The sequence below is a fragment of the Mycobacterium lepromatosis genome (genome assembly GCF_000975265.2).
GTDB lineage: Bacteria > Actinomycetota > Actinomycetes > Mycobacteriales > Mycobacteriaceae > Mycobacterium > Mycobacterium lepromatosis.
Genome location: NZ_CP083405.1, coordinates 1,628,409 through 1,649,640, shown reverse-complemented (window position 1 = coordinate 1,649,640; position 21,232 = coordinate 1,628,409). Strand labels below are relative to the sequence as shown.

At 58.4% G+C, this 21,232-nt stretch carries 9 protein-coding genes and 1 tRNA gene; 5 read left to right on the top strand and 5 right to left on the bottom strand.

The annotated features are described in order from the left end of the window. Window positions 1-682 precede the first annotated feature (682 nt). Window positions 683-756: transfer RNA gene (locus tag MLPF_RS07880), tRNA-Arg, on the top strand. A gap of 1,995 nt (window positions 757-2,751) precedes the next feature. On the opposite strand, the gene MLPF_RS07875 is transcribed toward MLPF_RS07880, so the two are convergent. Beyond that, window positions 2,752-3,636, bottom strand: a complete 885-nt coding sequence (locus MLPF_RS07875) for an enoyl-CoA hydratase (RefSeq protein ID WP_045843002.1) — start codon at window positions 3,634-3,636, stop codon at window positions 2,752-2,754. A gap of 832 nt (window positions 3,637-4,468) precedes the next feature. On the opposite strand from MLPF_RS07875, the gene MLPF_RS17420 reads away from it, so the two are divergent. Continuing rightward, entirely contained in the window at window positions 4,469-4,681 is a 213-nt protein-coding gene (locus MLPF_RS17420; RefSeq protein WP_045843001.1) for a hypothetical protein, read from the top strand. 956 nt (window positions 4,682-5,637) lie between these two features. Here MLPF_RS17420 and MLPF_RS07865 read toward each other — a convergent pair. Further along, a complete protein-coding gene (locus MLPF_RS07865; protein WP_156147072.1) occupies window positions 5,638-5,853 on the bottom strand; it encodes a hypothetical protein in 216 nt (71 codons plus the stop codon). A 291-nt stretch (window positions 5,854-6,144) separates the two neighbouring features. Here MLPF_RS07865 and fadD21 point away from each other — a divergent pair, with 291 nt between their 5' ends. The 3 genes from fadD21 (at window position 6,145) to MLPF_RS07850 (ending at window position 9,877) form a co-directional block, all read left to right on the top strand. Then, a complete protein-coding gene (gene fadD21 / locus MLPF_RS07860) occupies window positions 6,145-7,887 on the top strand; it encodes a fatty-acid--AMP ligase FAAL21/FadD21 (protein ID WP_045842998.1) in 1,743 nt (580 codons plus the stop codon). Between the two features lie 32 nt (window positions 7,888-7,919). Beyond that, a complete protein-coding gene (locus MLPF_RS07855; protein ID WP_045842997.1) occupies window positions 7,920-8,612 on the top strand; it encodes a GAP family protein in 693 nt (230 codons plus the stop codon). A gap of 170 nt (window positions 8,613-8,782) precedes the next feature. Continuing rightward, window positions 8,783-9,877 (top strand): PE-PPE domain-containing protein, encoded by a 1,095-nt coding sequence (locus tag MLPF_RS07850; protein ID WP_045842996.1) that lies wholly within the window; start codon window positions 8,783-8,785, stop codon window positions 9,875-9,877. Window positions 9,878-10,261: 384 nt separating this feature from the next. Here the strand turns inward: MLPF_RS07850 and MLPF_RS07845 are convergent, their stop codons facing one another. The 3 genes from MLPF_RS07845 to pks2 form a co-directional block, all read right to left on the bottom strand. After that, complete coding sequence (locus tag MLPF_RS07845) at window positions 10,262-13,279, bottom strand: MMPL/RND family transporter (RefSeq protein WP_272946108.1); 3,018 nt, start codon at window positions 13,277-13,279, stop codon at window positions 10,262-10,264. A gap of 81 nt (window positions 13,280-13,360) precedes the next feature. Further along, the gene (locus tag MLPF_RS07840) at window positions 13,361-14,776 is read right to left on the bottom strand and encodes a condensation domain-containing protein (RefSeq protein ID WP_045842995.1); all 1,416 of its coding nucleotides are present in this window, start codon (window positions 14,774-14,776) and stop codon (window positions 13,361-13,363) included. A gap of 80 nt (window positions 14,777-14,856) precedes the next feature. After that, window positions 14,857-21,213 carry a sulfolipid-1 biosynthesis phthioceranic/hydroxyphthioceranic acid synthase gene (gene pks2 / locus MLPF_RS07835; protein ID WP_156147071.1) on the bottom strand — a complete coding sequence of 2,119 codons (6,357 nt, stop codon included), beginning with the start codon at window positions 21,211-21,213 and terminating at the stop codon, window positions 14,857-14,859. Between the last annotated feature and the right edge of the window lie 19 nt (window positions 21,214-21,232).

The following is a 21,232-nucleotide window of genomic DNA, read 5'->3' as shown; positions in this document are numbered from 1 at the left end:
ACCGACGCCTGACAGCCAGGCCTCTGAGGTCCTCCCACTTGCGGGAGAGTCGTGACGCCACGAAATGTCGAACAGATTTTCACTACCGGCCCGAACCGCAGAAGATGTCGGTGCTGTGTGCCGCGTACCAGCAGTGCGGCCCAACCATCTGCAACAGCCGCTGCAGCACGGACACGCCGACGGATCGCTAATCAGCGCTACACACCAGATACGCAGAAGTTCGGCCCGAAGGACTCCTCAAGTACAGCAGTTAGGGCGTGACCCACGAGCTGCGCAGCTCACGTTGTCGCGACAGGCGTACAACCGTAACAGCACATGCCCGATGACGCACTGCAAGAAACTCATTGCCAGCCAGCGCACCGCTACGGGCGAAGGGCCATACAGCATAGATACATAGTATAGCAGAAACCGGCCGCCAGCTGAGCCCCGTGTCGCAGCACCTGGGCCGCAGCCGACGAGCATTGCGAATTCATGTTCATCGCTACGCTCAATACAACACCACAATTATTAGATAGACATCAGGCAAACGCATTGTTGCGGTTATCGACGAATACCAGCAGTTGTTGTACGTGTATCCAAGCACACGCTATCACCGGTAACCGTGGCGAAGAGAGACAATTCGTGTGCGTTAAGCAGGCGAAACCGATCAACGATCCCCATTGGATAAACTGACCTGCGCACTGCCTCCGTAGCTCAGGTGGATAGAGCAAGGGCCTTCTAATCCCTAGGTCGCACGTTCGAGTCGTGCCGGGGGCACTGGTCAGAGTGGACTTTTCCTGTCTGCTGTAGTACAGCGTGTAGCAATATGGTAACAACAAGCCTTTTGTCTCATGATGCATAGAGTGCTACCTTGCTTATTCCACGACTGCAGGTTCTTCAATCCTGCCAAGCACAATCGCTCCGTCGCAGTTCAGGAGCTGTTTTTGCAATCAGCGGATGCCCGCATGCATTTTCTGCGCATTGTTGTGGCCACAGGTCAAGCCGGTGCAGCCTCCGGGACAAGGTTGTTGACGACGTGTCCGAGCTTGACGCGCCAACATGCTGGAAAGGCACAGCTAATGAGTTGTCACAGCTGTGGTGGACAATATACAAATAACAGGCCAACTACGACCACAACGGACTAGCGATGGCTGCCACCGCTGAGGCGAGCTTAACTCCAATCAACCGAAAGGCAATCTTGGACGCAATGTTGAACTGTTCTGGTGTTGTCGGAGATTATCGGTTCATGTCATTTCGGTCGGGGTGACTGTCTGATGGTAGCGCTGTTCGTATGCGACTGGTGGTCGGTATTGGGATTGATGAGGTGGAGTCTGATCGTGTTGTGCCAGTGCACTCAGGAGGCGGTGTCCCGTTCTAGTTCGACGCGACCGGTGAAGGTTGGACGCTAGTCGATTAACTCAGATTTGTACCGTCCTACAGCCCGAACCCCACAACCGATGCACAAAAAGTCGCGGTCACTGCTGATGGACCCGACGATACCGGCCTCGTGCAGCGCCTCGGTGAACGCTGATCGACGTATACCGACTTCCCGCTTTCCCCTTGTGTCTACGTGGTGAATCAAACCCGTTATAGGGACACGGAGCTATGTGCAATAGCGGGTGAGCAGTGCCTGATCAAGCACCGATGTGACCAAGCACCGCGATCTTGCTGGTCATCACCGGCCGGCCCAGGATGCTGGGGGAGAACACGTCCACACAAAACGCGGTATAGTAAACCCTTTGCAGCGTCCACACATACGTGCAATCCGCTACCCATCACTCATCCGGGTGGGTCGGCGTTGACCAGCCATGATCGAGCAGGTCGGGATGCTGCTGCGGCGAAGGCTTGTCGTGCTCAATCGTGCGAGTGTTGCACTTAAATTACTGTGCCCTACGTCGTCAATACCGGCGATGCACATCAGCTGTGCCGCCTTGTCTGGACCCCAACTGTGACCTGTGTGTTTAGCAGCACACCAAAGCCTGTGCACACCGTCAGATCAGTAGGTTAGCCCATCTGCAGATCAAACAGGGTTTTGCCGTCATACGTGTCGGTAAAATCGGTTGCCCGCACAAAATCTGCCGCCTGACGGTGTCGTAGGTAGACGGAGTGAACTGCACGTCAGCCTGTTCAGACAGCACACGACAGATCGGATCGACCCAAATTCTTCGCGGTGGATATTGATGTACTCCACGATCACTGCAGTCAGCGATCGACTTCCACCGCGGCGAAAAACGCGCTCACTATTCGCACAATCTCGTTGACAAGCTTCAATTCTTGCACTTGACATTCACGCTCGGCCTAATCGCTCCTCTGGCTACCACCGTATCCCGCCCCGACTTCTCCCGCCATCCTTCTTGCCCTTATTGCCGCTCCCGCAACTCCTGCGAGTACGCCCACTGTGATACCATCCATCCACATCCTCTCCGTGTACAGGCTGTGATATCCCAAGCCCCGTCATGGGGGTGCTCAATGTTTTCCCTCTGTTGTCCCAACTGCGAGTCGGTGGTCGGAGTCGGAGCTAGAGTCGATATGCCACTCGCCCTTAACATTAAGTCATCCACCATTTGAGCGACTATCTGTGACACAAACCGTTTTTTGCTGACTCTGTCGGCGGCCGATTAGTGTCACAAAGCAGTTGTCAGCCAATAGCCACGACACATAGTTCGCCTCGATGTCAAGACCATCAAAACTCGTAGCGTGGCCTGGAAGACATGAGATGACCACGGTTGTTGGCGGGCAATCAGCGTGAAAGAAAATGGTTCTTAGAAAGCGTTACCCCGGGCTTGTGGAGCAGCTTGCGGCATCGGCGAACACCGGTGGCCGCTTTTCGGCGCATGCGGTAGCGGCTTCTTCGACATTGCTGGTATGCAATGCTATAAAGAGCTGCGCCAGACTCTCGCTTTGCATGTGCGTATCCAAGCTGGCGGCATCCAAGCCACCCCACAAAGCTCGCTTCGTCAACTCAATTCCAGACGGCGAGAACGCCGTCATCCGCGCGGCGATGGCGTAGCAAGTGTCCAGCAGCCGATCGTCCGACACCCGATATGACACCAGCCCCATCTGCTCGGCTTCCTCTGCACTGACATCCCGACCGCTAAGCATGATTTCAAAAGCCCGCGACGATCCGACGGCCCGAGGCAAAAAATAGCTCAGCCCCAGCTCGCTGGCACTAAGCCCGTTGTTGATGCCCGCAGCTCGAAAGTAGGCCCTGGTTGAAGCCACCCGGACATCTGCAGCCAACGCCAGACACAACCCACCGCCGATGGCCGGACCATTGACCGCAGCGATTACAGGTTGGTGCAATCGCCGCAGCGCCAGGATGACATCTTCAAGAAGCTCCATGGCACGCAACGCGCGAACCGGCTGTGTCAACCCCTCGACCTGTGGCACAGGTGCCGTGAACTTTTGATCTGCACCCGAGCAAAACCCTCTACCCGCGCCGGTGAGCACGACCACCCGCACTGAGTTGTCGTAGGTAACCCTTTTGAGAACCTGCTTGAGCGACTTCATAAGGTCGAGAGCCATGGAATTCATCCGGCCGGGCCGATTAAGAGTGACCAACGCTACCTCAGGTCGCGGAAAATCAAGCACAACCAAGTCCGTGACGGATCGGTAGGGTAACTCTGCAATGGTGCACGATGCATCGGTCTTACTCACAGTAGCAGTGTGCAGCCACTATGGTCGGAAAACATCGGCTGAAACACGTACAAATGCGAAAAACAACACGTATATTATACGTGTAAGCAAAGCACTACAGAAAGTCACTACAAGAGGCAGCGCGTGCACACTTTGTCCCGATGAGTGAAATAATGAGGTCCGAAACGCGAAGTGCCAGCGGGTGTGCGACCGTATTGGCGACCAATCTACCCGCTGACACCTGGTGCTCAATGCGCCCCCATGTCGCACAACATTGTATCGAATTGTCAACGGGCGAACGCGCTAACTAGACAGGTTGCAGACCGTCCCGAGGCTATGCGCGGACCGCTAGCCCACAATGCCAAGCGCTGATAAGCGTTGTCAAAGTTATGATTAGGTGCACTCGTGGTGAACGACCAACTTGTCGCCGACTGCACGTTGCGACCGTGCTGTAGCAGTGAAGTGTTGGCCAGCTTGGCTGAACAGTAACGACAACATCGTTACCCGGGCTCACGCTGAATTGCCCGACCTCTCCTCCCGCCGCCCTACGGCGGGCATCGTTGGCAAGCTCAGGACGGCCCGGTACCGGGCCTATTAGGAACCTGGGTCGCGCATCTAGAATATCCGACAAAATGTGTTCGAGTCCGTCACACTCGACGTGAGCGATGGCGCGCGTATCGGCATCATCGAGCCAACGGCACCGGAAAATTGACGCTACTGGAATTGATCACCGGCACCGTTGCCCCCGACGCCGGATGCGTGAAGCGCGGCAAGACCGTTCGGCTAACGGCGCTCGATCAGCAGAGCGATCAGTTGGCACCGTTGACACACAACCGGATCGCCGAGGTGTTGGTTGGACAGATTACGCAGCGGCGACGAGATCGAGGACGTGCGATCCCCGGCCCAGCTGTTGGAGCGACTCGGCTTCGCCCGGGAGCAGTTGTCCGAACCGAACGTGCTGTTTCTCGACGAGTCCACCAACGACGTCGATACCAACATGCTGACCAAAACCGAGGACTTCCTAACCTCCTGGGCAGGCACCTTGTCTCGCATAACTGGCACCTGACTAAAATGTACTGTCGAGAAGGAGCTGGCATCGATCGACCAGGTAGTGACCGCATCGCTAAACCATATCGCGGCTTAAACACTCCGAACTCGCCGAGCCTGACCAATACGATCACGTCGCCGTAACGCGGCTAACCCGGGAGTTACGTGCTCTTGAAAACGAGGTCGCCAGGAGGGAAAACCGCTGGTTGAGCTTTGTCTAGAACTTTCTAGAAATGGTCAAGTAGCGGCAGCGTCCACATAGGCGAGTGGCACAGGTGTATTTCGCAGCAGTCGTGACCACCACTTCGACGACCGTGATGCTCGCCCGACTAGCTGCCAGGATCAGGGTGCATTTGCTCGCTCAGTACACTCACCGCGTTCGAGCACGTACCTTCGCCACGATAATCCCCTGACCGAGCTTGACCGTTGAGGTCATCAACTCAATGCCAACGCAGCAGCGCAAGTTCTGCGCAGAATCCGAAACCCATCCCGACCATCAGCCCTGGGCTCCCGCTGGATGGCGGTTTGGCGACAGTGTCGCGCAATATATGCAACACCGACGTCAACCAGGGGTTGAAGATCTCGCATCAATGAACACCAAGTCAACTCAAGCGCCTCAGGGGGCGATTCAAGGCTCTATAGTAGTCGCATAGATGACCTTGGCCATAGGAATAGGCTAACCCGCGCACCGATAATGTCGTTCTTGCTAAACCCATACGCGACGAGGAAGCCAATGACGTCATCGGCTAGGTGCCGTTCGACAAGAGTCGTCAGCTCCAGGTTGACATCGGACCACCTGATTTGCTTTAGATCCAGCCCGAAACAGTCTAAACGCCCTACACACGCTCGCACCCTAACCTAAATACCTTTTGGGCCGGGCTTAGTGGTCTCAATTTATTGACGGCGGGCCAGCTCCATGGGGTGCGATCAACTTCATCGTGGATATTTTTAGAGAAAATTTTGAGTTCCGCTATGCTACGACACGCTGCCCCGCGGCCGCAAACAAGACACCCAAAAAGGGTAATGATTAAGCATTAAAGACGCCGCCACCAACGCCCCGGCCAGACCATCGCCAGTTACCACGTCGTCAATACCAGGTATTTCATAAACAACATCATCCACGCCGCAACGTTCGTCCAAGCCGGTAACGTAGACCTGTCCATCGACCGCTCCGACCAAACCAGCCCGCACCAGCAAAGCATCCGATCTCCCTTGGTTGCCCTAAACACGCCTATGCCATCGCATACTTAACATCTCGCCTGTACCCGATCGCAACTGGTCACGTGACATCAGTGACGAAAAGCGCAACTGCCTTAATTATCCCTGGCGCCCGACGCCTAGCTGTCAACCCGCATCAGATGAGGTTGACGGGCAATTTTGGCTTAGTCGCAATGCGGCGCACAACCGCCTTTCATCTTTCCGTTTCACCCGCTCCACACCAGGCGTCCAGCCGACCCCGACTGAGACGGTAACCTAACGCCCATGCAAAACTCGTCCGTCCTTTCTTTCCTGCGCGAACGTGCTGGTCTGCAGCCCGACGATGAAGCATTCAGTTTCACCGACTACGAGCAGGATTGGGCGGGCGTCCGCGAAACACTGACGTGGGCGCAGCTGTATCAACGAACCTTGAACGTTGCGCACGAGCTCAGACGGCACGGTTCTATGAGAGACCGAGCGGTGATATTGGCTCCCCAGGGCCTGGACTACATCATCGCATTCCTGGGAGCGATGCAGGCTGGCTTTATCGCTGTTCCACTGTCGTTACCTCAGGCCGGCTCCCATGACGAACGTGTAAGAGCTGTGCTTGCCGACACATCGCCCTCGGTCGTCCTTACAACGTCTGCGGTTGCCGATACGGTCACGAAATACGTTCACCACCCAGACACCGACACCGCCCTGGCGATCCTCGAAGTCGATTCACCAAATCTGGACGCCGATAATCAATCGAATAATATTAGACTCACCGACGCGCCGAGCATAGCATACCTGCAGTACACCTCGGGCTCAACCCGCCTTCCAGCCGGGGTCATGGTCACGCACCGGAACCTTATGGTAAATTTCCACCAGTTGATGGCGGACTACTTTGCGCCCACCAATGGTGTGGCGCCACCCGATCTCACTATCGTGTCGTGGCTACCATTCTACCACGATATGGGCTTGGTTCTCGGCGTCGTCGCACCAATTCTGGGCGGCTGGCGCGGCGCGCTTACAAGTCCGATATCGTTTTTGCAACGTCCAGCGAGGTGGATCCAAGCGATGGCCACCAGCAGCCACCCATTTTCCGCAGGACCGAACTTTGCCTTCGAATTGACTGCACGCCGGACATCAGACGCGGATATAGCCGGGCTCGATCTCGGCGCTTGCCAGGGCATCATCAGCGGCAGTGAACGAATCCACCCCGCCACGCTAAATCGGTTCTCCGATCGGTTTGCCCAAATCAATTTCCGCGACGACATGATATTACCCTCCTACGGGTTAGCCGAAGGAACTGTCTATGCCGCCAGCCGCCCTAAGGGGAGCTCGCCGGAGGTCGTGTATTTCGAACCCGCGACGCTGGCGGAAGGCATCGTGAAACGGTGCAAAGCACGGACCGGCGCGCCGCTGCTGAGCTACGGAACGCCGAAGTCACCAATAGTGCGAATCGTGGATTCCGGAACATGCATCGAGTGCCCGACAGGAAAGGTAGGCGAAATCTGGCTACATGGCGACAACGTCGCCGAAGGCTACTGGCACAAACCGGAGGAGACGCAGCGTACCTTCGGCGGAAAGCTGGCTAACCCCTCGCCGGGCACACCCGAGGGACCGTGGTTGAGAACCGGAGACCTCGGGTTCATCTCCGAGAATGAGCTGTTCATCGTCGGCCGTATGAAAGATCTGCTGATCGTGTATGGACGCAACCACTACCCTGAGGACATCGAATCAACGATCCAGGAAATCACCGGTGGTCGGGTCGCGGCGATATCCGTCCCGGTTGACGAGACCGAAAAGTTGGTCACCATTATCGAAGTCAAAAAGCGCGGCGACTCCAACGAGGAAGCGATGCAGAAGCTCGCCGCCATCAAAAACAACATCACCACGGCGATATCCAAGTCACATGGTCTGAACGTAGCCGACCTCGTTCTGGTACCACCGGGGTCGATTCCTACCACAACCAGCGGTAAGATCAGACGATCCGCCTGTGTCGAGCAGTATCGGCGGCAGCAGTTCGTCCGGTTAGACAGCTAAGCACACCGCCTAGCTGGCAACTAAGAATTGCCATGTGGATCACCGTCCTAGCGATGGCCATCGCAGTGAGCCTCGAACCGTTCCGAATCGGCATGACGGTACTGATGTTGAACAGACCTAGACCGACGTTGCAACTGCTTGTATTCCTGTGCAGCGGATTCACGATGGCGATGACCGTGGGTTTCATTGTGTTGTTCGTCTTTCGGCGCAGACTCATGGCTTCAACGCAATTCGCGTTACCCAAGGTGCAAATTCTGATCGGTGTGCTAGCTCTGCTGGTCGCCGTCGTGCTGGCTGCACAGGTCTGCGTCAGCAGCAAACGGCCAACGGAATCTCCCGTCGATAGTGCTTCTGGCCCACCGAAGCCGTCAAAGTGGGCGCCAAGACCTTTAGCAAGACTACTGAACGGGGATTCACTCTGGGTCGCAGGCATGGCCGGCCTGGGGATCGCGCTGCCCTCTGTGGACTATTTGGCCGCACTTGCCGTCATTTTGGCCTCCGACGCTGCAGCCACAGCGCAAGTCGGTGCACTACTGATGTTCAACGCCGTAGCTTTCGCGCTGATAGAGATACCGCTCGCCGCCTACCTTTTGGCACCCGACACGACACGGGCGTGGATGACGGCGTTGAACAACTGGATCCGGTCACGCCACCGTCTCGAAGTTGCCACTCTACTAGCCGGAGTCAGCTGCCTCCTGCTCGCAGTCGGCATAGCTGGTCTGTGAGCGGATGTCCAACTTGCTGTATGGCAACTGGCAGCCATGCGGCAGGTACCATGGTCCTAGCGAAGACGTCCTTGCATCGCGGCTCGGCGCCCACTGCGGCGCGAAAATCGCTACCATAACTCAATATATGTACATCCCCCAACGGGTTATTCGGAGAATAAGAAAACGAGATGAAACGACTACTGGCTGTGACCTTTGCTGCCTTGACCGCCTTGACCGTGGGCACGGTTGGTGGCTTTGGATCCAGCGTCGCATCAAGCGAACCCGGGACGCCATGGGAGCCATGGTTGCCACCCAGCCCGGTTCCGGTGCGTGAGCACTCACCCGCCAAAGTCGTCTATGCGCTAGGCGGCGCGAGACCGCCAGCCTTTGACTGGGACTACTACACCATCCGGGCCGGCAACGGTTTTTTCCCGGACGTCAATCGCAAACTCATCGACTACCCCGCCCGCGCCCCTTTTCGCTATGTTCCAACGTTTCTAGTACCAGGTCCTCGAGACGAGGTGACTATCGGCGAGGCGATTGCCCTAGCAACCAAAAACCTAAACCAAGCTATTCACCGGGGAACCGAGCCGGGCGCTGTCGTCGGTTTATCCCAGGGGAGCCTTGCGCTCGACACAGAACAGGCACAGCTCGCCGGTGACCCGACGGCACCATCACCAAGCCAGTTGACTTTCAACACCTTTGGTGATCCCTCGGGATACAACGAATTCGGCAAGGGCGTGCTTGCCAGCATCTTCCGGCCCGGCGACCATATCCCGCTGATCGACTACACGATGCCCCAGCGTGTGGACAGCCAGTACGACAGCAACAGAATTGTCGCTGCATATGATGGGCTGTCCGACTTTCCTGACCGGGCAGACAACCTGTTAGCCCAGTTGAATTGCTTCGCCGGGGGAGCAATCTCGCACACTCCATCCGGATTCTTCAATCCTGATGATGTGCCCCCGCAGAACATCAGGACCACTGTTAACTCGCGGGGCGCCAAGACGACGACGTACTTCATTCCAGTGAATCATCTTCCCCTGACGTTGCCGCTGCGCTACCTTGGCTGGTCCGACGCTTTAGTGGATCAAATCGATATGGTGCTACAGCCGAAAATCGATGCTGCGTATGCGTACAACGATAATCCTTTCGACAAGCCAATTTCCGTAGATCCGGTGAACGGTATGGACCCGATCGCCAGCATCGACGCAGGACTTCGAGACAGCATCCTCAATGTTTTCGCCCAACTCCGCTCGATCCTCCCACCGCCTCCGGGCTGACCTGACTGTTGTCAGGCAACCACGCACCACAGCATCGTCAAGTTGTTACGCTGACCCCTGGACGATGTTGAGGAACGGATGCTGGTCTATGTCTAATGGTGTCCGTGGTTAGCTACGAGACGATCGGCTCTCGGTGTACCAAGGTTCAAACCGAACTACGCCAAAGCGACCAAGCTATTTTTCCCGTCAGTAGACCAGGACCCAAAGAACTGTTGATGAAACGTTCCTCATCAAGTCAATTGGCCAGAGCTTCGGCAAGGCCAAGTGGTGGAGGCTGCGATGGCAGTCAGAGTGTGTTTGCATGGCTTGGATTAGTTTTGGTTTCCTCAGACCATGCTTCTGCTCGGGCCACCCAGCGTGCCGAAGGCAAGTAGGGGCCCCAATCTAACTAATTCGGCTTTCCGGTGATGGACTGAACACAGCTTTACTTCTTTGTGTCAAGTCGTCATCGGCTACGCGTTGTTGCCACGGTCGCGCGGGCCACCAACTCGCCCGCTTCAGCAAAGCAGCGACCGCGGGGACGGTAATAGTACGGACAATGAAAGTGTCAAGCAAGATGCCGGACCCGAGCACAAAGCCTGCCTGCACGACAGTTCCGATGCTGGCGAACAGCAGACCAAACATCGATGCAGCGAAGATGAAACCGGCCGCGGTGATGACTCCACCGGTGGAACGTACGGTGCGAATGACGCTGGCACGCACGCCGTGTGACGACTCTTCACGCAGCCGTGATGCGAGCAACATGTTGTAGTCCGCACCCACGGCTACCAACACCACGAACGCCAATCCCGGCACGCTCCAATGCAATTGCTGCCGTAATAGTACCTGGAACACCAAGACACCGAGCCCGAGCGCGGATAAATACGAGACAATCACCGACCCGACGAGGTACATTGGCGCGACTATCGAGCGCAACAGTACCATAAGGATCAAAAGCACCACAATCATCGTGACGATGACTATAAGCTGCAGATCTCGGTCGTAGTACTCTCGGGTGTCTCGAAGCGCCAGAGTATAGCCCGAGAGATAAATCGACGCGTCCGATAGCGTGGTGTTTGGTTGAGCGCCCATGGCGACGTTGAGGATCGTGTTGGCCTGATCCATGGCCGCACTGCTGAACGGGTTGAGATCGGTTTGAATGAAGTACCGCACCGAATGGCCGTCCGGCGAGATGAATACCTGGGCGAGTTTCTTAAAATCTTCCGTATGGAGTAATTGCGGCGGCACATTGAAGCCGGCCATGGACGGTTGTGACGCGTCTTGACCCATCTCCGTCAAAAAGGCCGATGCCCGGCCAAGACTGGTGCCCATAGTCCTGGTCTGATCGACGAGCACCGCCACACCGTCGGCGATCCGACGGCCGGCGCTCGCAAGGTCGTTGATACCGTTTTGCAAACCGATCATTTTCGAGCGCATAGCATTCGGATTATCCAGCCCCAAGGAGCGTAGCGACGTATTAGCGGCGATCAGTGTTTTCTCCAGACTACTGACCGTGGCGCCTACGGTTTGCGCGGACTGCGTCGACCCCAACTGCTTCCAAAGATTAGCGATATTATCCAGGGTTCCGTCTTCGGATGCGGTGAGCAGTTTGTGAAACTGGGCGCGCGCATCGGCGCAGATGGGGTTGGTGTCGCAAAGCATACTGGCATCCAGGGCAATGACCACGGCGCCAACCCAGTTGATGTTGTTCATCATGGTTGAGAAGTTGATCCCAAACATGTTGCCAAGATCACGCATGCTCGAGACAAGCTTGCCGGCGGTGTCGATTTCTCCCAAGGTCTTGCTATCACCAAACATCTTCTGCACGAAAGCCAAACTGTCTAGTAGCCCACTGGTGCCTGCGACGGCCTGGCCGACTTGAGTACGTACGTCACCAAGCTTATCTGCCAAGAAATCAGCACCCGAGGCCAATCGGTTCAAGTCGCCGGTGCTTTCGCCAATCATATGGGACGCACGGCCTAGCTGTTTACCAACCATGCCCGCCTGATACGTCGCACTGGTCTCTTCAAGCGGCTTTCCGGTGGGTCGGGTAACTCCGCGAACCAAAGCGATGCCCGGAATCTGGCTCACCCGTTGCGCCAGTTCAGCCATATCGGCAAGGGCACGAGGCGTGCGCAGGTCGCGCGGCGATTGGATCAGCAGGTACTCCGGAATCACCTGGTTGACCGGGAAATGGCGTTCCAGGGCAGCGTACCCGACAGAGCTCCCATCGGAGGCCGGTACCTGCTTGCGGTCATCGTAGTTGAAGCGAACGAGGCTAGCGCACAGGGCCAAAACAATCAGAATGACCATGCTCGCACTCAAGTAGGCCACTGGCCGACGCACTATCCGCACCCCGGTTCGCCGCCAGAATGCGCCGACGCGGTCGCGGCGCGGCGCGACCCAGCCACGCGGCCCGGCGAGCACCAGGAGGGCCGGCAGCAGGGTCACCGCAGCCAAGAACGCTACCGCGATCCCAATCGCCAATGCCGGACCGACCGTGGAAAACATTCCAATTTTGGTAAAGCTCATCCCGAGGAAAGCGATGCCTACCGTCGCCGCCGACGCGGCGATCACCTTGCCTAAGGAAATCAGTGCTTGTCGCACGGCGCAACTCGCATCCCGCGCCGAACCAGAACCCATCCGGATGTAGTCGTGATAGCGGCTGATAAGGAACACCGCATAATCAGTTCCCGCACCGGCAATCATCGCACTGAGCAACACGATCATCTGGTTGGAAACAGCCAAACCAGTCAGCACTGAGACGCCAGATACCACGGCCTGCGCAGTCATCAACGATGCGCCGATAGTGATCAACGGCAACAACATAGTGATCGGGTTACGATAGATAATGATCAAGATAACCAGCAACAAGACGGCGATCACCAGCTCGATCAATGTGCGATCTCGCGCCCCGGCGTCGGTCAAGTCGGCTACGGTAGACGCCGGCCCCGTTAAGTTGACCTTGAGAGACGATCCGGCTGTGCTTTCCAAGGTCTGTTTCACGATGCCCGCTACATCTGTGTAGGCATGATAGGACGCGGGCGTACCGAGCTCACCGGCCAGGCCGATCGGCAGGATCCACGCCTTGCCGTCCTCGCTAACCAGTAGCTCATGCAACAGCGGTGTACTGAGAAAATCCTGCAACAGCACAACGTCTTTGGTATCGCGGTGCAGCCGATCCACCAGCGTGCGGTAAACGGTTTCGTCGGCCGGTCCCAACCCCTTGTCGTCGGTTAGCAGCACGATCAATACGTTTTCCGAGCCGAACTCGTGGAATGCCTGGGAGATCTTTTTGGCTGCGACGCGCGACGGCGCATCGACAGGCAGAATCCCGACGGAATGACGCTGAGTTAACTCCGTCAACGACGGCACCGTCATCGGGAGCATCAACGCAAGTAGAGCCCAACAACTGATCACCACCCACGGCCACCGTGTGGCGATATCGCCTAACCGACTGAAGATGAGTTCACCCCCAATAGCGCCGCCCGAGTGCGGCAGAGATCATGCGACATTACGCCAGTACCCACGTTCGGCGACGCACTCGAACACGGACTTCAACGTCTCCAGATAGCGAGCGACCGACACCTGGGCCTCCGGATTATCCGGAAACATCATCGCCACCGCGGTCTCCTGCTCAACCCGGATCACGTAAATCGACATCTGATACGAATAACGACCATCGCTATAGACGCCGATATTGAGGCCGTCCAATCCCACGGTAAGCAATACCGAAAGCGGTGGTGTGCTCGCATCAAGGAAGTTGATCACTGGGAAGTTCGGCCGCGGCTTGTGCACTGTCGGCGCCAACTCCACCACCCGGTCGTAGGGAACTTCAGCTAAGTGCACGTCAGTGTCGAAGGAACTCTGCGCGGCGCGCGCGGCGTCGCCGAACGATGAGCCAGCGATAGGGACCGTGATCGGAACCAGCCCGGTGAACCAGCCTTGAGTCAAGACATCAGTCGGAGTGCGGCGGGTGTCGCGTGGTGTGAGCCCGTAATAGGTTTCAGCGCCGGTCAATTCATACTCAGCCAGGCCACAGCAAGCCAGCACACCACCGACAAAACGAGCGCCAGCGACTGTACATGCCGCTTCGAATCGATCCGTCTGCTGCTCATCGAGCATAGTCCTGGTGACAATGTCGGCCTGAGTGGGCTGCAGTGGATCACCGAGTGGCAGCGGGAAATCAGGAAAACTGCCTTCGTTCGGCTCAGCGAATTGGGTCCACGAACGAATCTGTGGAGACTCCGCAGTGAGCATGGAGGTGAATCGGTGCTGGCGCCTACAGAAGTCGTCGTAGCTACCTGCCTCCGGCAGCTCGAGGGGACCAGCACCACTGACGAGTGCGCTGTACATCATGTGGAATTCCATGAGCGTCACACCAACGATCATCGCGTCCACATGGACGTGGTCGATGCTGGCATAGAACGTGAAATGTTCCTCGGCTTGGATCACACCGAACTGGAAACAGCCCCACTCCAGCGGATCTGGTGTACTCACCGCAAGTTCGCGTATTTGGGCCAGCGAGAGCTTGCCATGTTCGACGGGAACGAATTCGATGTCTGCGGGATCGCATAGCGTACGACGAATGATTTCACCGTCGTCGGTGTACTCAAACCAGCTACGGTAGGTATCATGGCGGCGTAAGTGCGCGTTGACGATGTAGTTGACCGCACGGATATCACATTGGCCGGGCTGGTCGCAGCTGACAATCATCAGCCGTGAGTAGTCGAGCCCCTTTGCTTTCTGCTCGACATAACCACGGATGTGCTGTGCTTGCATGTAGGCAACCGGTACCGGGCTCACCGGCGCCTGCGACACCTTCTCGCAGGTAGCAGGTGTCGGTTGCCACGAGATGGTCTTACCCGCTCGGGGTGCCCAATCCAGCAGTGTTCCTAGTGTCAACGGCCCTACCTGCAACGCGTTCTCCTTGACTCGAACTCCCTGCTATGCCCCGGTTGAGGCGGCTATCATCCCCTCGACGATGTAGACGCCCGCCATCAAGTGGCAGTGGCTGCTGATTCAGCTTCCGTAGCTGCCAGCTCTTCGCACAAATGCTCGGCTAGACCTCGAACTGTGGTGATTTTCGTAGGACTTATGCGTATCCCCGTCTCCGTCTCGATGCGGGTTCGTAATTCCAAATTCCCGAGCGAATCCAAACCATAGTCAGATAGCGGCCGATCGGGATCAATGGTGCGTCGAAGCAGCAAGCTGATCTGCTCGGATACCAGCCGTCGAATCATGCTGGGCCATTCGTCTCGAGGCAACACTTTCAATTCGGCCAGGAACTTGCTTTTATCTTTTCGGCCTTGGGAAACGGATCGGAACGCCTCGGCGAAGCGACTGTGTTGCGCAAAAGACTTCAACCACGGCGTTTCCATGATCGGCGCATAGCAGGAGTAGGGACGACTGTAGCGCAGCAGCGTCTGAAATACCTGAGCGCCCTCAGCGGGTGCGATCGCTGCACCGGCCATTTCTGCCAAAGCGGTGGCGAGACCAAGCTCACCCCAAGCCCCCCAAGCGATCGCAGTGCTGGCAAGGCCCTGTGCTCGGCGCCAAGACGAGAAACCATCCAACCAACTGTTGGCCGCCGCATATGCGCCCTGCCCTGGCGAACCGACCAGAGCGGCGGCCGTTGAGAACGAACAGAACCAATCCAGCAGCTGCGCGGTTTTTCCTTCTTGCAAGGCCTGGTGTAAATTCCACGCGCCGTAGACCTTAGGCGCCCAACAACGATCGATGAGGTCATCGGTGACATTGGTCAACGTAGCGTCCTCGACCACTCCCGCTGCGTGTAGCACACCACGAACCGGAAGCCCCGATTGAGTCGCCACCGCCACCAGGCGGTCAGCGACTCCCGGCTCAGCGATATCACCACACTCCACCTGGATGTCAGCTCCCCCGGCACGCAGCCGCTCGATGGCCTCTTGCGCTTGGGTATTCGGCGCCGAGCGGGAATTGAGCACTATCCGTCCGCAGCCCGCTGCGGCCATCTCGGTGCCGAGGAACAGCCCCAGGCCGGTCAGCCCGCCAGTAACGATATAGGCACCGTCAGCGCGAAACACACGCACCTGCTCCGGGGGCACCACGGCTACACTGGATCCGGTATGCGGCACGTCCAGCAACACCTTGCCGGTATGCCCGGCACCAGCAACCAGGCGGACGGCATCAGCCGTGTCATGAATTGGATAGTGCGTGGTCTGCGGCACAGGCAGCACACCCTCGGCAGTGCGTTGGTACACGGTGGTCAGCAAGCGCCGAACAGTTTCTGGATGGGTATGCGTCAACAATGCAAAGTCTACCGCGTACAGCGAAAGGTTGCGGCGGAACGGGAACAATCCAAGTCGGGTGTCGCCGTAGATATCGCGTTTGCCGATCTCGACAAACCGCCCACCGAAAGCCAACAATTCGATTCCGGCACGTTGCGCAGCGCCGGGCAGTGAGTTGAGCACGACGTCAACGCCGTACCCCTTGGTGTCACGATGGATCTGTTCGGCGAACTCGAGGCTGCGCGAGTCGTATACATGTTCAATACCCTTGTCGCGCAGCAGCTGTCGCCGGCGCGGACTACCCGCCGTCGCGAAGATCTCGCACCCCGCGGCGCGTGCGATCGCGATCGCCGCCTGTCCGACACCACCGGTCCCCGAATGAATCAGCACCTTATCGGCCGGTGAGATCCGGGCCAGATCGTGCAGACCATACCAAGCGGTCGCGGCGACGGTAGGAACAGCCGCGGCCTCTTCCAGAGGCACCTCGGGCGACAGCGTGACCGCGTGGCGGGCGTCGCAAATCACAAATGTGGCCCAACAACCGTTGCGGGACACACCGCCGACTCGGTCGCCAACCTTGTGATCGGTGACATTTGGCCCGACGGCTGACACCACTCCAGCGAAGTCGATACCCAACAGTTGGCAGTAGCCCTCGAAAGTGGGGTACCGGCCGAACGCGACCAGAACGTCGGCGAAGTTAATGCTGGACATGCTGACCGCGACCTCAATCTCCCCCGGTCCCGGCGGTACCCGATCGAAAGCAACGAATTCCAACGATTCCAGGTCACCCGGGGTCCGGATCTCTAGGCGCATGCCATCGTGTTCGTGCTGCACGACAACAGTTCGCCGTTCGGCCTGGCCCACCGGACCGGGCCGCAGTCGGGCTGTATACCACTCGCCGTCTCGCCAGCCGGTCTCGTCCTCATCCGAACCGCTGTGCAGCTGCCGGGCCACTTGCGTGGCGATCGTCGCTTGGTCAGTTTCGTCAACGTCGATCTGGGTGGCACTCAAGTACGGGTGTTCGGAGTCAATCACCCGCATCAGCCCGCGCAGCCCGACCTGCTCCAGGTTGGCCAGATCACCCGTCTTTATGCTCGCGGCATTTCTGGTCACTACAAAGAGGCGGGGCCGCTCGCCGGGGAGTTCGGAGATCTCGCGGGCGATAGTAACTAGGTGGGACACATAGTCCCTACCGCGCTGCGGTGCTGGCAATTGCGCCGCAGTGGCGGGTGGGGTGGTCACCACGACGACGCCGGTGAGTCCCTTGAGGGAACCGTGAACAGCGGAAGGGCTCACGCCGTCGCTAGACAGCAGCGAACACAGCCGCGCGGTACCTATTTGTCCGAGCGGCAACGGCACCACGGTGCAATGCCCGCCATCGGCATTTAGTGCATCGCCAAGTTGCTTGGCCAACGGATCCTCGGCGGACGCGCCGAGCACTAACCAGGATCCACGCTCGCGCTGTTTCACTTCCGGCAATTCGCGCGGTTCCCACTCGACGGTAAACAGCCGCTCGTCGAGCACTCGATTGGCATATTCGTGTTCCGAGGCGGCCCCGGCCAGGCGCAGCCCCTCGACCAGCAACAGTACCGTTCCGGACTGGTCCAGAACTTCCAGATCGACTTCGCACTCACCGGCTCGCGATGTCTTAATCCGGGTGAGGCAATATTGCGCGTTGCGCATCGAGTGGTAGTTACGCAGTCTGCGCACCTCTACGGGCAGCAGCAGACCGCCAGCTCCCGCTTTTTGCACCTCAGGCGCAACGATGACCGACTGAAAGCACGCATCGAGCAACGCAGGGTGGCTTATATATGCCGCTTGCTGCGAGCGAATGGCCCCAGGCAGCGCAACCTCGGCGAGCACCGTGGAGACGTCCATATTGGTCCCGTCAGCGGTGTGTACTGCAGTGAGGCCCGAAAAAGCCAGGCCGTACTGGATGCCGACGGCATCGAAGGCAGCCCGCAAATCGGCACCCTCCGTGCGCGACGGATGACTAACGATTAACGCGTCGATGTTGTGTGCGGGCGGTTGCTGATCCGCTCGGCCTTCCAGGGCGTGCAGGACGGCGCTTGCCCGTCGAACACGTTCGCCTTCCTCATAGGTTTCCACCGCGAACTCGAGGACGCCAGGCGCCGAAACTGTCGCCGCCGACGATGCCATCGTTTCACGATCCAAGAGCAGCGTCTGCTCGAACTTAATGTCGCGGACCTCTGATGCTTCGCCAAGAGTCACACGCGCGGCGGTCAATGCCATCTCACAGTAAGCAGCACCGGGAAGCGCGGCCACGTTGTGGATCTGGTGGTCGCCGAGCCATAGATGTGCCTCGGTGCCGACCCAGCCCTGCCACACATGACGCTCCGGCTCCTCGAACAGATGCACATGTGCCCCAAGAAGTGGATGAACGGTCTGAACCGCGGCGCCGTGCGCAGGGTGGTCAACCGACTCGCGGCTCAGCATCAGCTTCCGGTGGGTCCAGGTAGGCAATGGTGCATCCACCAGGCACCCATCGGGGTACTGAATGGAGAAATCAACCAAGGCACCGGCGCTATGCACATCGGCGACGAAACCACGTAATCCGAACGGCAATTCCTGTTCACGCCGCATGGCGGCCAGCGCGCTGATCGGCATGTCGAGACTGGCAGCGTTTTGCTCGATCGCATAGGTCAACAGGGGGTGTGGCGCCAGCTCCCCGAAGACTCGAAAACCATCCTTGAGTGCCGCCTGCACGGCCGCCGCGAATCGCACCGTGTAGCGTAGGTTTTCCGCCCAATACTCACCGGTGAACGACGGCCGCTCACGAGGGTCCCACAGGGTCGCGGAGTAGTACGGAATTTTCGGCTCAGTTGGTTTGAGATCGGCAAGGGCTTCAACCAAGTCGTCAAGTATCGGCTCGACCTGCGGCGTATGCGAAGCGACGTCTACAGCCACCTCACGCACCATCACGTCCTGTTCCTGCCAGGTGGCCAACAGGTCGCGAATCGCCTGGGTGTCACCACCGACAACAGTCGATGTTGGTGAGGCTACGACGGCCAGTACAACATCTGACAGCCCGCGAATAGAGAGCTCGGAAAGCACTTGTTGGCCAGGCAGCTCCACCGACGCCATAGCGCCGCTGCCTGCAACACGCGACATCAGCCGCGAGCGACGACAGATGACGTGCAAACCGTCTTCGCAAGACAGTGCGCCCGCGACAACGGCTGCCGCGGCCTCACCGAGCGAATGTCCGATGACGGCACCCGGACACACCCCGTAAGACCTCATCGCGGCGGCCAACGCCACCTGGATTGCGAAAATCGTCGGCTGAACCCGGTCAATACCCGTTACCTTCTCTGCCGCCGTCAGCGCCTCAGTTACCGAAAACCCTGATTCCTCGGCAATCACCGGTTCCATCGCCGCGACAACCGCGGCGAACACCGGCTCCTTCGCGAACAACTCAGCGCCCATCCCGGCCCACTGTGACCCCTGCCCAGAGAATACCCACACCGGTCCGCGGTCGTCTTGCCCCACAGCGGGCTGATACGGAATCTCGCTGCCGGCAATTTCACGCAATCCCCGGCTTAATTCAGCAAAGCTGCTCGCCAGGACCATCGTCCGCACCGGACGGTACCCACGGCGGCGCGATAGAGTATAACCCAAATCCCACAGCCCAGTGCGTTTAGTTCCGCTGCCATGCTCGTCGACCCAATCCGCCACTCGGGCAGCCGTCGCACGCAGTTGCTCGGCCGACGTGGCCGATACAGGAAACAACAGCGGGCCATCGCCTTTAGATGCTGCCGGGGATTCTTTAGCTGAATTCTCTGGCGCTTGCTCAAGGATCGCGTGCACGTTGGTGCCAGACATTCCATACGACGACACTGCGGCACGTCGTGGCTGCTGGCCATCGACGGGCCAGGGCGTATTAACCTGCGGCACAAAAAGCGCAGTGGTAATCTCGGCCAGATGATCAGGCAGCCGGCTGAAGTGCAGGTTTTTCGGAACCACGCCATGCTGCAAAGCCAGGATTGCCTTCATCATCCCCAGTGGCCCAGATGTCGACTGCATGTGGCCAAAATTTGTCTTAATCGATGCCAGCGCACAACGTCCCGCAGTCCCGTACACCGCGGCCAGGCTCGCATATTCGATCGGATCTCCGACCGGGGTGCCGGTACCGTGCGCTTCGATCAGACCTACCGTGGTGGGGTCAACGCCGCCCGCAGCCAACGCTTTATGATATACCGCAATTTGCGCTTGCTCCGACGGCGCCGCTATATGCAAAGTGCGGCCATCATGATTGGCCGCGGTGCCGCGTAGCACCGCCAGGATTCGGTCACCGTCACGCTCAGCGTCGGGCAGCTGCTTGAGTAACATCACGACACAACCCTCGCCGGACACGAATCCGTCGGCTGCAACATCGAAGGCATGGCAACGTCCGGTGGGCGACAGCATGCCCTGCAGCGAACCCGAAACCGACTTCCGTGGCTCCAGCGTCACGACAACGCCACCGGCAAGGGCCAAACTGCTTTCGCCGCAATCTAAACTGCCGCAGGCCTGGTGCACGGCCATCAAGCCCGACGAGCACGCCGTGTCCACCGTGACTGCCGGACCGTGCAACCCAAGTGTGTAGGCCACTCGCCCGGACGCGAAGCTGTTACTGGTGCCGGTGAAGCCGTATGGTCCCTCCGTGGCACCACAATCGGCGGACAACAGTTCATAGTCCCCGTGCGTCAGTCCCACAAAGACGCCAGTCGCAGACCCCGAAAGTGTCGCTGGGTCAAGACCCGCATGCTCGATAGCATCCCACGAAGTTTCTAGCAACAGACGGTGTTGCGGGTCGATGGCGGTGGCCTCACGCTCAGTCATACCGAAGAAATCGCAGTCAAAGCCACCAACATCATCCAGGAAGGCGCCCCATCGCGATACCGACCTGCCAGGCACCCCTGGTTCGGGATCGTAATACAAATCCGCGTCCCAGCGCTCCTTGGGAATCTCGGTCACCAGGTCGTCGCCACGCAACAAAACCTCCCACAGGCGCTGCGGAGAATCGATCCCGCCGGGAAGCCGACAAGCCATACCAATGACAGCCACCGGCGTAACGTTTGCGGTTAGCAATGTGCAGTCCCCCCATAAA